The organism is Spirosoma pulveris, from assembly GCF_054781875.1.
In genome coordinates this window covers 93,312-108,251 of record NZ_BAAGTO010000009.1, presented here as the reverse complement: position 1 = coordinate 108,251, position 14,940 = coordinate 93,312, and the positions used below count along the sequence as shown (strand labels likewise).

Below are 14,940 nucleotides of genomic sequence, written 5' to 3'. Positions count from 1 at the left end.
CATCATTTAATAAACGTTGATGGGAACGCCGGCCTGACTGCGTTTACATCGGCTATAAGCTATATGAATCGGATACAGTACAGCCTTATTGTTGCTTTCCTGAGCATTACCAGCGCCTTTGGGCAGGCGGTTCGGCTTTCGGACAAGCCCGACCAGTTTGTGGCCGAGGTGCAGAAACTGATGGCCACGGGCGGACCGGTGGCCGTTCGGGCCGGTACGAACCTGCAATCGCTCTGGTCGGAGAATAAGCTGTCGGCGCAGCAGCAGGAGCGGGTCATGGTGCTAAGCCGGAAGATGAACCAGAAACGGCTTCAGGCAGCTACGCATTTCGGACCCTTCTACGAGTCGCTTTACCTGGCCGCACAGCAGCCATCCGGCGGTAATGTCGATGGGATTCTGACTATCGCCGAAAAGCTGTTCGAGGCCAACGATCCGAAAGTCTTCGCCAAAAGTCTGGAAACAACCCGGCGGTTTATGGAGCGTCAGGAGCTGTATGCCGGTTCGTACAACAAGCTCTACGCCCTGGGTGGCTCGTACCAGTTCCGCTACGTCGATAATGTGCAGATAGCCAACAAACCCGATGCCATAAAAACGCCCGCCGATTCGATCGCTGCGGCTAAAGCTGCCGCCGAACGGTCGCGCTTCGATGGGTGGGATACGCCTGCTGTCGATTCGACCATGCCGCGCCAGTTGGGGCCGCAGTACATTCCCCAACGTCGGCCCATTCCAACCGTTTCGGGGGCAGTCATTACCCTGAAAGATGTATCGCTGGCCATGATTGCCAACGGCGACTCGGCCGTGCTGGCGAATACCAGTGGCGATCTGATGCTCAAAGATGGAACACTGGTGGGGCAGGGGGGCAAGTTTACCTGGGCAACCGCCGGTCGGCCGGATATTTTCGTGACCCTGAGCGAGTATGCCCTAATTACCATGAACCCGCGCTTGCAGGCCGACGACGTAACGCTGACTTACGGCACCACCAAACCCATTAAAGGCGTATTCGAATACGTCAGTAAGAAAAAGGGCGGGCCAGTCACGTATCCGCGCTTCATGTCGTGGCAGAACGACGTAAAGATGCCCGATCTGGGATCGGATATCGAGTATCGGGGTGGTTTGGCGCTTTCGGGTACGCAGATGGTGGGCGCTTCGGCCAGTGGGCAGCCCGCGCAGCTTATCGTGAAATACAACGGGAAGCCTGCCTTTAAAGCCAGCAGCCGCCGGTTCGACTTCAACATGAGCGACACGACTACGACCGTTGGCGGTCGGGCGGATTCTACGCAGGCCGGACTGGCTTCGTCGGGTTTCAACACCACACCCGAACCGGCCAAAGCGCCAATGAGTAAATCGCTTCCCATGATCTCGGCGAATTCGGCATCGTTCATCGGGTATGTCGATACGGACTCTGTGTCGCACCCGTCGGTGAAATTTCGGTACGATAAAAACCAAAAGATCGCCTGGCTCGACCGCGAACAGCGTACCGATTACGCTCGGGTGCCCTACGCCGATTCGTACCACAAATTCTACATCATGCCCGAGGTAGTTCGATGGGACTTGCCGCGCCGGAAAGTGGATTTCTACCAGGTGGGTGCCAAGCGTGAAGTGCCGGTCCGGTTCGAGTCGTTCGACTATTTCCACCCCCAGCGTTACGCCGACTTGACGGTCGACTACGGCTTCCACCCACTGCAAATTGTGGCGAACTACATCTCGACCACCAAGCAGCAGTCGTTTGTAGACGATGACATTACCCGCTTTGCCAAAAATGTCAACGCTACCTCCCTGCGCGGGGCGTTGGGGCGGATGGTGCTGGAAGGGTACATTGACCGCAACCCCAATACGCAGGAAATGCGCCTGAGCCGGAAAGGGTATCTCTACGTACTGGCGTATACCCAGAAAAAGGACTACGATAATTTTCAGGTGCAATCGATCTTCTCATCGAACGACAGCACCAAAAACGCGACGATCAATCTGGACGATAAAATCCTGACCATTCGCGGAGTCAACCAGTTCACACTGTCCGACTCGCTGAAGATTTTCGGTTTCCCGTCCGATAAAACCCTGCGTGTCGGAAAAAACCGGGCGTTTACCCTAAACGGACAACTCAAAGCCGGGAAGCTCCGGTATGCGGGTCGCGACCTCAAATTCGACTACGAGAAGTTTGGGATGACACTCAATAAAATTGACTCGATTACCTTCTCGTCGCAGAAACTGGCGGCTCAGGGTAAAGAGGGCGAAATAGGCGGGGATATCAAATACGAAAATCCCGGAACGGTTTACCTGGGTGGAGCCGACAATAAATCGGGCCGTATTGCCGGGAAGAAGACAACCCAGCGGCTGGTAATGCCCGAGGGGATGACGGTGTATTTCAACCAGCCTATTCGCGGAAATGTTACCTATAACCAGAAGGTTTACTTCAAAATTCCGGCCATTGACAACGACAGTCTGGGCAAGGGTGATATCTCCTTCATGGGTACCTTCTACTCCGACGGCATTTTTCCGCCGTTCAAAGCCGAGTTGAAAACCATGCCCGATAATACGCTGGGCTTTGTCCATAAAGCACCGGCCACGGGCTATCCCGTGTACAGCAGCAAAAAAGGAGCAGTTCCATCGACGGTCAAGTTCACCGGCGAACTAACGATGGACAAGAACGGGCTTCGGGCGGAGGGCGTTCTGAATCACCTTACGGCCAGTCTGGATACCAAAGGCATCCTGTTTATGACCGACTCCCTGCTGGCATCGGGCGAGAAGGGCGAAATTAAAGAAGGGCTGGTTGGTAAAGCCTTTTTTCCACAGGTTCAGTTGAACAATTACAGCCTGAAGTGGTGGCCCAAAGCAGACAGTATGGTCATTACGACCCAGAAAAATAATTTCAATTTCTACAACGCCACCACCAACCTCGAAGGTGGACTGGCGTTGCGATCAACGGGTCTGTTTGGCAACGGAACCATACGCCGTAAAGATTCGGAAGCCGTTTCGGGCAGTATCAAATTCAATAAAGAAGGCTTCATTGCCAGTAACGCACAATTTAAGATCATAGCCGACAAAGAAACGCCCGGTACACCTGCTGGCAAGCCCATTCTGCTGGGTAACGGCATCGACGTTGACTTCAACCAGGCCAAAGGCATTGTCGGGCTGGCGATCAAAAAGAACGAAAGCCTGGACGATACCGTAAGTTCCAGCATGGAGTTTCCGTTTGCGGCTTACAAAACCAGCATTAACCGAGCCCAATGGAACATCAACGCTAAAACGATTGCCATGAAGGGTGACGTGAACACGTCGACATTCACGGCCATCGCCGAAGAGCAGGAAGGTCTCTCGTTCAATGCTTCGGGCGGGCTGTATGATGTGGAGAAACGAACGTTGAACATTAGCGGAGTACCTTTCGTAACCTCGGCCGACGCCCGCATCTACCCCGACAAAGGGCAGGTGGCTATCCGGCGAAATGGCGAGATGATGCCGCTGAAGAATGCCCGGCTTGAACTGGACACCGTAAGCCGGTTCCACCGGCTCAAGAACGGAAATATTCAGATTCTGTCGCGGACTAAATTCTCGGGCGACGCCACCTATCAGTTCGCTACGGCAAAGGGCGATACGGCCAGTATAAAAATGGGTAGTTTTGAATTGAAGGAAGCCCCCGCCGGATCTGTGGCCAAGCCTGATTCCCCATCGCTGACAGCCGACACGAAGAAAGCCGGTCGGGTAGCTACGCGCAGCAAACGGAATGCATCAACAAAACCCGTAACGACTTATTTCACCGTGGCCCGTGCCGAAGTGGAGGAGGAAGACAACCTGCAACTGGCCCCTAAAATGCTGTTCAAAGGAACCATTGCCATGCAGGCCCCCTCGCCCGATCTGGCCATGGATGGGTTTATCAAACCCGCACTCAAAAAACGGCAGGATCTGGTTGGCGGCTGGATTCCTTTCAAAGAAAAGGTGGAGGAACGGCTGGAAGTGAAGGTGGATAAAAATCTGAAAAACGAAGGTGGCCAGCAGTTGGTGGCCGGTATCCATTTCCGGCTCGGTAATGCAGGTTTGTACCCAACGTTCCTCTCGCCGAAAGAAGATTCCAAAGACGATGACCTGTTTACCGCAACGGGTATCATGCGCTACGACGAAAAAGATAAAGTGTATCGCATAGCCTCCAAAGGCAGTGATCTATCTGCTGAGTCGTCCGCTGCCACCGCTCCTGCCGCAGACAGCGTTAAAACAGATAGCACCGCTGCGGTAGCTGTCGTGGAAGACGAGGTTGAAAATGCGTTTACGTTCAATGACGCCCGTGGTTTGATGACCTTCAAGGGGAAGATGAACCTGTTGAATGCAGGGCCGCGCGAATACCTGATGGCGTCGGGTTCGGCGCGGGTCAACATCGACAGTAGTCAGTACCGGTTCAACACACTGCTGGCGTTTGCCTTCCCCGTTCCAGATCCGATTACGGCGCTGATTTCAGATAAGATCGTTAAGGCGAATCTGGAGGAGAAAAATGACGAAGCAGCTGATGACGATCTAAACCGCTTATCTGACAAACTGGTGCCGCTGATTGGTCAGCAGGCGGTGGATGCGTACCGGCTCAAAGCTCAGAATCAGCACGTGCCACTTAGTCAGGCATCGCCCAAATTAAATACCATGCTGGTGCTTGCCAATGCGAATCTGCGCTGGTCTACCAAATACAATACCTTCTACAGCGTAGGGAAACTAGGCGTGTCGAATATGATGGCCACCGACGTAAACGCCCAGATGGACGGCTTCGTCGAAATCAGAAAGACGGGCAACGGCGACGAAGCCAGCATCTACCTCGAATCGTCGCCCGATGTATGGGTATTTTACGATTATAAACCAGCCAGCACGCCAACGGGTCTGGGCCAACTGGCCATTGTTACCTCCGAGCAGGACATCAATGATCGTTTGCTGGCCGGGTCTAAAAATTCGGGTAAGGCCACGATTGAAGTGGTAGCAGCCACCGCCGATGAGAAATCTCTATTCGTTGACCGGTATCTGGATCAGTACAAAACAAAAACCAAACCCGCGCCGAAGCCCAAGATCCAACCCGGCCAGAAAGTAGTGAAGGAGGAGAAGAAAAAAGACGAGAAGAAAAAAGACAAAGAGGCTGAGAAAGAAGGGTTTTAACTGTGATACCGACCGTCCCGGTGGGCTGTGAACTATCTGGCTTCACAATCGGCAGGCATGGTCGGCATTACAATTACGCCCTATTCAAACGTATTCTGGTCCAAAAAGAGCCTAGTTGATATTCTGTGAAAGCCCTCTGGCGCGACCTGCGCGACCACCTCCGCACCGACTTTCGACCTGATCTTTACATTGCCACCGCACTTTGGGTGGCATTGCTCCTCGCCGTCAACTATTACGTCGACTTCGAAGACCACTACATCGACGCGCATCAGGGAAAACCCATCTGGCCGGTGCTGTATTTCTGTCTTTACGCAACGGCTTATTACGGCAGCGTATGGCTCTGGACTCATTTTCATGATCGACCCGACACCTGGCGCAACCGTGAGTTCTGGCTCCGCAGCGGAACGGCGCTGGTTTGCTATTCGGTCTACGCCGGTTTTTACGCCCACAGCGGCTGGAGTAGACAGCTCTTCGATGGGCAGATCTATGTGTTTGCGTACTACTGCCTGCATAACCTGCAATCGGTACTGACGATTGTTCTGCCGTTGTACCTGTTTTATAAACTTATCGACCCATACCCCAGCAGTTTCTACGGGATGGCTCCCAAGCGAAAGGGGCTTGTGCTGTACGCGCTCATGCTGGCCATGATGCTCCCGCTCATTACGCTGGCTTCGTTCCAGCCCGACTTCCTGCAATCGTACCCAACCTACCACGATACCAATGCCAACGAGTTTTTCGGCGTCCCTGAGTGGATAACCGCACTTGTTTACGAGCTTTGTTACGGCTGGGACTTCGTGCCAACAGAGCTCCTCTTTCGGGGCTTCCTCGTTATTGGTATGCGTAAAGTTTTAGGCGGTGGAGCAGTATTGCCCATGGTTGTCTGGTACTGCTCCATTCATTTCGGACGCCCGTTGGGAGAGGCTGTTTCATCGTTGTTCGGAGGTTATTTGCTAGGCGTTCTGGCCTTAAGTACCCGGAGCATCTGGGGCGGTTTGCTTATTCACATCGGCATTGCGTGGGGCATGGAAATTGCCGCCTTTTTGCAAAGCAAGTAGGGCCGGCTGTCCCGGTCGGGCGAAGGACCAGTTATTACACCGGCCGGTACTACAACAGCACCACATACGTTTTAAGTTAACTATAGCGCAATAAACTAACACCATGACCCACTTACCCCAGTCACCCATTCCATCCGGCAAAAAATTCGACGCCATCGTTGTTGGCTCTGGCATCAGTGGCGGGTGGTCGGCGAAGGAGCTTTGCGAAAAGGGGCTGAACGTGCTGCTGCTCGAACGGGGGCGCATGATCGAACACGTGTCGGATTATCACACGGCCACCATGAATCCGTGGGATTTTCCGCATCGGAATCAGACTATGCCGCTGGATGAGCTTAAGAAATACCCCATTCAGAACCGAACCGGCTTTACCATTACGGAAGCTACGCACCAGCACTTCGTCAATGACCTGGAGAATCCGTACGTTGAAGAAAAGCCGTTCGACTGGATTCGGGGGTATCATGTGGGTGGGAAATCGCTGATGTGGGGCCGCTACTCGTTCCGCTTCTCCGATCTCGATTTTGAGGCCAACGCTCGGGAAGGTATCGCCACCGACTGGCCCATTCGCTATAAAGACATTGCGCCCTGGTACGATTATGTCGAAAAGTTTGCCGGTATTGCCGGTGACCGCGACGGCCTGCCGCAGCTGCCCGACGGCCAGTTCCAGCCTGCTCTGCCCGATAATTGCGTAGAAGCTCATCTGCGCCAATCCGTTAATGGTCAGTTTCCCGACCGGAAAGTGATATCGGCGCGGGCGGCCCACCTGACCGCGCCCACACCGGAGCAGACAAAGTTGGGGCGCGCCAAATGCCAGTTTCGGAACTTGTGCATGCGCGGCTGTCCATACGGGGCGTACTTCAGCACACAGTCGGCCACGCTGCCCGCTGCCCGACGAACCAAACGGCTCACCGTTCGGCCGCATTCTATCGTCAATTCCATTGTGTATGATGAGAAGACGGGCCGGGCTACGGGCGTTCGGGTCATTGACGAGCAGACGCATGAATGGCACGAGTTTAAGGCCAGTATTATTTTTCTGAATGCCTCGGCGCTGGGATCGACGTTCATTCTGATGAACTCCAAATCGAACCGTTTTCCGAACGGGATGGACGATAGCGGACAGTTGGGCCGGAACCTGATGGACCACCATTTTCATGTAGGAGCCACCGCCGATTACGAACACGATCTGGATAAATATTACTATGGTCGGCATCCGGCCGGGCTATACATTCCCCGCTTTCGGAACTTGCCCGGACAGTCCAGCCAGCCCTTTAAGCGCGGATACGGCTTTGAAGTGTACACCAGTCGCGAAAACTGGGACCACGCTTACCACGACGACGGGTTTGGGGCCGACTTCAAAGAAAAAGCCACGCAGTTTGGCAACTGGAAGATTACGCTCGATGCCTTTGGCGAATGTATGCCCTATGAAGATAACCGCGTGTATCTGACGAATGATGTGAAAGACAAATGGGGCCAGCCCGTCTTGAAAATGGATGTTCACTACCGGGAAAACGAAACCCTCATGCGGAAAGACGCGCAGGAGCAGGCCATTCAGATGTTAGAAAAGTCCGGGTTCTCGAATATCAATGGCTTTGATGCGCAGGCGCATCCGGGCCTGAGCATTCACGAAATGGGTACCGCCCGCATGGGAACATCACCAGACAACTCGGTTTTCAACAAGTTTAACCAGCATCATATTGCAAAAAATGTATTCTGCACCGATGGGGCTTCCATGACCTCGTCGCCTTGCCAGAATCCATCACTAACGTACATGGCTTTGTCTGCACGAGCCGCCGATTATGCCGTAAAAGCGCTGAAGCGTGGAGACATTAAGCACTAACGAGTAACCTTATCTATAGTTAATTTGATAATAATATATATATAGGTGTTATATTTATAAATGGATTTACTATTTAGGGATGAATAGTGCCATGTAATTAACCTCAGCTCAGCCTATTAAGTGTGTATACATTTTAAATGTAGAATCGAGGCCGGGTTAATTAACAAAAAGTAAAGCGGGCATAGTTAGGTTACACATTACTCAACAAGACGCACACGGGTAAATCCTGGTAGTGAATGGAAAAACGCTTGCAACCAGATTATTATAGGCGATTTGATTGATGAAACCAACATATACTGCTGCTATTGTTTGGCTATGGGCTATAAGCTTTACCGCATTTACTTTACGCGCGCAACCTATTAACTTCAGCCATTTAACGACAGATCAGGGTCTTTCACAAAGCCAGGTTAGCGCCATTCTTAAGGACAAAAAGGGCTTTATGTGGTTTGGCAGTGAAGATGGCCTTAATAAATACGACGGCTACACCTTTACGCACTACAAGCAGGAGCTCGACAATAAAAATAGTATTTGTAACAGCTATGTACATGCTCTACTGGAAGATAAAGGCGGAAATCTGTGGATTGGGACAGAAAATGGATTAGATCGGTTCGACAGGGCGAAGGAGAGTTTTGTTCATTACCAGAATGGTAAGTTAAGGTATAGTATCAACGATCTTTTTCAGGATAGTAAGAACCGACTATGGGTAGGAACTGACCGGGGCCTATTTTTACTGGACCCCGGAAACGGCACATATAAACCCCAGCCACCGCTCGACAAAGAGTTAAGCAGGCATACTAAGTATATTACCAGTATCGTAGAAGATAACAAGGGTGACCTATGGATTGGGACGGAAAAAGGGTTGTACCGGTATACTGTTGCCACCGGCAGGATTGTCAGCTATTTCAGGAAACCGGCCTCTCTGGCTGGGTTACAGTCCGATTGGATAAAGAAACTGTATAAAGACAGGACAGGGGCTATCTGGATAGGAACGCACGGGGGCGGGCTGTCGGTCTACAATCAAAAAGACGATTCATTTCATAGTTTCCTGCACAATCCGCACGATAGCCGGAGTATCGCCCACAACGATATTCTTTCCTTAATGGAAGACAGGAACGGTAATTTGTGGATTGGTACCGAAAACGGAGGGATAAGTGTGTATGACAAACCCACAGCTACATTTACTACCTATCAGAACAATCCCGACGATACATCTACCCTCAATAACAATTCGGTGTATTCTATTTATAGGGATAATGCCGACAACATCTGGATTGGTACGTATGCCGGAGGAGTAAATTTTGTACCCAGGTTTGGTAAGAAATTTGTCTCTTATCGGCAGATTGCCAACGATCCGCGAAGCCTGAGTAATAATGTGGTACTGTCTATCTCAGGCGATCCGACGGGAAATAAGATCTGGATTGGAACCGATGGCGGGGGACTGAATCTATTTGATCGGAAAACAAAAAGCTTTACGCTTTACAAGCACGCTGATAAAAACCCTAATTCACTCAGCAACAATCATGTCATATCCGTGGTTCGGGTATCGCCTGATGTTCTGGCTCTTGGCTATCATAACGGCGGATTTGATTTTTTTAACGTCAAAACCGGCGTCTTCGAACACCATTTACCCAAAGCACACGATCAGCAGAGCTTATCCATATCCGATGTGAACAACCTGTTCAAAGACCGGGACGGTAACATCTGGATAGGCACCTGGAAAGGCGGACTTAACTTTTATAATGTTAAGGATAAAACGTTTACGCATTACCGTACAGATCCCAACGATAAGACCAGTATCAGTGATGATATTGTAACGACTGTTTCTCAGGACGACAAAGGCAATATCTGGGTTGGTACTTACAAAGGTCTGAACCGGCTCGATCGCGTGCATCAACGATTTATACGCTATCAACATGACTCCCGAAATAAACATAGCCTGTCCAACGATAATGTGCAGTCTATTCTGAGGGCCGATAACGGAAATATGTGGATTGGTACCGTAGGCGGTGGAATCAATTATTTCGACACCGCTAAACAAACCTTCAAAGCCTATACTGAAAAAGAAGGACTGGCCAGCAACATTGTTTTTGCCATTCAGAAAGATCGAAAAAATAACCTTTGGCTAAGTACAAATAATGGTCTCTCCCGATTCGACCCCAAACTGGGAACATTCCAGAATTTTAATTACTCGGATGGATTGCAGGGAAGTGAGTTTCGGGATAATTCCAGCTTCCAGACCGCAGATGGGCAAATATTTTTTGGTGGTGTGAACGGGTTCAGTACCTTTTATCCGGATAGTTTGCAGAGTAATACATTTGTTCCGCCGGTCCACATCACCGATTTCCTCGTTTTCAACAAATCGATTTCCGTTAACGATAGAAACCAGTTCATTCACAAGCACATCAGCGAAGCAGACCTGATTACGCTATCCTACAAAGAGTCCGTATTTTCATTCGAATTTGCCGCACTTAATTATACAGTTCCGGAAAAAAACCAGTATGCCTATAAACTGGAAGGCTTCGATAATGGATGGAATTACATTGGAACAAAGCGAACCGCAACCTACACGAATCTGGACCCCGGAACGTATACCTTCCGGGTAAAAGCCTCCAATAATGATGGTCTATGGAACACAAAGGGAGCGTCTCTGACGGTTGTTATTACGCCCCCTTACTGGCTCACCTGGTGGTTTAAAACGTTGGTGGTCCTGTTTCTGTTAGGAGCGCTCTATAGCGTCTATCGCATGCGGGTTAACAGCATAGAAAAGCTACAGGTATATTTACAAAGAGAGGTTCAGGCACGAACCAGTGAGGTACTTCAGCAAAAGCAGGAGTTACAGGACCAGGCACTTCACGTACAGTTACTTCAGGCTAAGGTAGAACAGCAGACCGCTCAGCAGCAATTGCAGGAAAGTGAGCAGCGCTTTCAGGAAATTGCCGAAAATGTAGACGAAGTATTCTGGATTCATTCGGCCAACCCTTTTCAGTTACTCTATGTCAACGCGGCCTTTAAACGGGTCTGGAACACCACCCTTGAGCAATTAAAAGAAAGCCCGCTCTTGTTTATGGAGACTGTCCTGCCCGAAGATCGTTCTGCGGTTTTGACATTCATCGAACAATATAAAGCCGGCATAGACGGGGAGTTGTATTACAGGCTACAAGCTAAAGATGCGCCGTTGCGCTGGCTGTTGATTCGCAGCTTTACCATCCGCGATGAAGCCGGGCAGGCGGTGCGGCACATTGGTATCGCCAGTGATGTGACTGTTCAGAAAGAGAGGGAGTTCGTTTTGCAGAAGTCGCTTCTTCGGGAGCAGGAGTTAAATCAACTCAAGTCGCAGTTTGTTTCGACGGCCTCGCACGAGTTCCGTACGCCATTAACGACCATTCAGTCGAGCGTTGAGTTGATCAAAATGTACCTCGACGCACCGGCTGCCAGTGCCCGCACTTCCATTCAAAAGCACCTGACGGTAATTGAAAAGCAGATCAATCAGTTTGGCTCACTCCTGACCGACGTCCTGACCATTGGTCAGATTGAAGCGGGCAAGATAACCTACGTCCCTCGTTCAGAAGATGTGATAGCCCTTTGCGCAACCCTGATCGAAACCCATTTCAGCGAACGGGCCGATCATCGTAGTGTTCAGTTGGTCATTGAAGGAACGCCCCGATGGGTAATTCTGGATGCCAAACTGATGGGACATGTACTGATGAATTTATTGTCGAATGCCTTTAAATTTTCGGCTACTACATCGCCCATCCTTCGTGTCATTTTCAATCCCGATAATCTGGTAATGCAAGTGATCGATACGGGTATAGGCATCCCTGTGCGCGAACAGTCGTCACTTTTCCAGGCATTTTTTCGGGGGAGTAATACCAATGGCATACAGGGTACTGGTTTAGGCCTGGTTATTGCCCGCCAATTTGTGGATTGCCACGGAGGCAAGCTGGAACTGGAGAGCCAGGAGAAAAAAGGAACTACGTTCACAATAACGCTGCCACTGGTATCTCCGGAGCCAGTCGCTCAGGAGAGCGCGCCAACCACACTGGTGAGTAAAGTTGAGTTATAAGCCAATGGGTTATGGAGTAAGAGTTTAGCAGAGCCATCTTTTGGTTTTGTTTTAAACGCACATGCATCAAACAAGCGATGACTACCCGATACGGGGGTTTTCCTGTTTTCGCATTCAATAAAATTACTACATGCCATGAACCTCCGATCCCTCATCATTCCCTATCTGGCGGGCACAATAACCGCTTTTGCCCAGCCTAACCCGGCCCGGCCGGATTTATGCCAGGGAGCATATTTCACCGAAGCGGAAGGTGCCGCGGCCTTGAAAACCTTTGCCCAAACCCACCACGATCGCGCTAGTTGGGAAGCCCGCGCCAAACTCATTCGGCAGGGCATTCGCGAAGGGATGCAACTGCCCGACAAACCAAAATTTGCCCCGCTTCAGGCTGTTAGGCATAGCCTGAAAAAAATGAATGGTTATACGGTCGAGAACGTGTATTTCGAGAGTGTACCCGGTGTTTTTGTGACGGGTAATCTATACAGACCCCTAAACGTTACCGGAAAAATTCCGGCCGTTTTGTGTCCGCATGGGCATACACCGAAAGAAGATGCCCGCTTTGTGGAGCAGACCCAGCAGCGATGTGCTACGATGGCCCGTATGGGTGCTGTTGTCTTCGTATACGATATGATCGGCTATGGCGATTCGAAGCAGACGTCACACAAAATTCCTGAAGCACTGAAACTGCAGACCCTGAACGGTATGCGGTCGCTGGATTTCCTGACCAGCCTGCCCGAAGTAGACAAAAACCGGGTGGCCATGTCGGGCGAATCGGGTGGGGGCACGCAAACGTTTTTACTCACCGCCCTCGATCAGCGAATCAAGGTATCAGTACCGGTGGTGATGGTGTCGGCACACTTTTTCGGGGGCTGTACCTGCGAGAGCGGCATGCCTATTCATAAGCGCCCTACCCACCAGACCAGCAATGTAGAGCTGGCCGCATTAGCCGCACCACGACCCATGATTCTTATCTCGGATGGAAAGGACTGGACGAAAAATACGCCGGATGTAGAGTTCCCCTATATCCAGGCTATCTACGGCTATTACGGCGCGAAAGACCGGGTTGAAAACGTACACCTGCCGACGGAAGGCCATGATTATGGTCCCAGCAAGCGGACGGCTGCCTATCGGTTTCTGGCGAAAGAACTAAAGCTGGATCTGAATCGGGTAATGAAGAACGGTCAAATTGACGAAAGTCCCAATAAGCTGCTTGAGCCAACCGATTTGGCGGCTTTCGATGCGGCCCATCCCCGCCCGGCCCGTGCTGTTATGGGCGACGAGGCTGTAACAGCCTTACTTAAATAAGCTATTGGTGTTGAATCGTATGTCGATATAGTAGTATATGGGCCTACTTGTATTTAGTGTTCAGGATTCTGTTTCCTGGCCGCTTAGTTAAGTCTGAAAAACGTGATTCTTTTACCCTAAACCCCCGGCTCTGCCGTCTGAAAAAACCTTAATTCGCATGGATCTTTTCAATATCAACCGTCGTCGTTTTATACAGGGCACTACTGCCTCGCTTGCTCTTTCGGCCTTTGGGGCGAGGGGAATGGATTTGATTAACCCGCCTAAAGCCTATCGCGTAGGCCTGATCGGAACGGGCTGGTACGGTAAGAGTGATTTGCTGCGACTTATTCAGGTAGCTCCCGTAGAGGTTGTGGCCCTGTGTGATGTCGACAAAAATATGCTGGCTGGTGCCGCCAAACTGGTGAGCCAGCGCCAGAAGTCAGGTAAAACGCCCAAGCTGTACGGCGATTACAAAAAAATGCTGGCCGAAAACCAGATGGATATTGTGCTCATCGGCACGCCCGATCACTGGCACGCGCTTCAGATGATCGACTGCGTAAAAGCAGGGTCACACGTGTATGTGCAAAAGCCCATTAGCGTGGACGTGATGGAAGGTGAAGCCATGGTAGCTGCCGCCCGGAAGTACAATAAGGTGGTGCAGGTGGGTACGCAGCGCAAAAGTACCCCTCACCTCATTGATGCCAAAAAGCGAATCGTCGATGCCGGATTACTCGGTAAAATATCGCATGTAGAAATGTCCTGCGATCTGCACATGCGGAACAATGGCAACCCGCCGGTGCAGCCTGTCCCCGATTTTCTGGACTACGAAATGTGGACCGGTCCGGCTCCGCTGCGCCCGTACGATGGATTACCCCACGTTCGCTGGTGGCGGACATTCATGGAATATGGCAACGGCATTACGGGCGATATGTGCGTACACATGCTCGATACCGTTCGCTGGATGCTGGGTCTGGGCTGGCCAAAGCGGATTACGTCCCACGGCGGTATTTATGTGCAGAAAGAAGGCAAATCGAATATTTCGGACACCCAGTCGGCCATATTTGAATATGACGATCTGAACTGCATATGGCACCATAAGACCTGGGGAACAGCCAACAATCCCGATTACCCCTGGTCATTCACGCTGTATGGTGAAAAAGGCACCCTGTGGGGTAGTACCATGCAGTGCGATTTTATCCCGGACGGAAAAGGCGAAAAAATACACTTTGATGTTCTCTTCGAAAAAGAGAAATATCCCGAAGACGTCACAGAAGATACAACCCCGAAAATTGAGTTGAACGCAGCCCCGGCCACGCGTTTGCACATGCTCAATTTCCTGGACGCCATCGAGAAAAACAGCCGTCCCGTCGCCGACATCGAGCAGGGTCATATCTCAACGGCAAGCTGTATCCTGGCCAACATGGCTATGAAAACCGGCCGTCCGATGGTGTACGACCCCGTGAAGCGCGAAGTCGTTGGCGACAAAGAAGCTACCAAAATGCTGGCGCGCGACTATCGCTCTCCATACACACACCCCGATCCGAAGAAGGTGTAGTAACTGTAGAGCCGACCGTCCCGGTCGGCTC

At 51.1% G+C, this 14,940-nt stretch carries 6 protein-coding genes; all 6 read left to right on the top strand.

Annotated features, from left to right (window positions below; translation table 11 throughout):
- The first annotated feature begins 63 nt into the window (after window positions 1-63).
- The 6 genes from ACYVJM_RS24555 (at window position 64) to ACYVJM_RS24530 (ending at window position 14,909) form a co-directional block, all read left to right on the top strand.
- Complete coding sequence (locus ACYVJM_RS24555; RefSeq protein ID WP_461150883.1) at window positions 64-5,121, top strand: hypothetical protein; 5,058 nt, start codon at window positions 64-66, stop codon at window positions 5,119-5,121.
- A gap of 125 nt (window positions 5,122-5,246) precedes the next feature.
- Complete coding sequence (locus ACYVJM_RS24550) at window positions 5,247-6,176, top strand: CPBP family intramembrane glutamic endopeptidase (RefSeq protein ID WP_461150882.1); 930 nt, start codon at window positions 5,247-5,249, stop codon at window positions 6,174-6,176.
- 103 nt (window positions 6,177-6,279) lie between these two features.
- Window positions 6,280-8,010 carry a GMC oxidoreductase gene (locus ACYVJM_RS24545; RefSeq protein ID WP_461150881.1) on the top strand — a complete coding sequence of 577 codons (1,731 nt, stop codon included), beginning with the start codon at window positions 6,280-6,282 and terminating at the stop codon, window positions 8,008-8,010.
- 280 nt (window positions 8,011-8,290) lie between these two features.
- On the top strand, window positions 8,291-12,073 hold the full coding sequence (locus ACYVJM_RS24540) for a sensor histidine kinase (protein WP_461150880.1): 3,783 nt from the start codon (window positions 8,291-8,293) through the stop codon (window positions 12,071-12,073).
- Between the two features lie 135 nt (window positions 12,074-12,208).
- Window positions 12,209-13,375 (top strand): alpha/beta hydrolase family protein, encoded by a 1,167-nt coding sequence (locus ACYVJM_RS24535; protein ID WP_461150879.1) that lies wholly within the window; start codon window positions 12,209-12,211, stop codon window positions 13,373-13,375.
- A 157-nt stretch (window positions 13,376-13,532) separates the two neighbouring features.
- Window positions 13,533-14,909, top strand: coding sequence for a Gfo/Idh/MocA family protein (locus ACYVJM_RS24530; protein WP_461150878.1), 1,377 nt, complete (start codon window positions 13,533-13,535; stop codon window positions 14,907-14,909).
- Window positions 14,910-14,940: the final 31 nt, after the last annotated feature.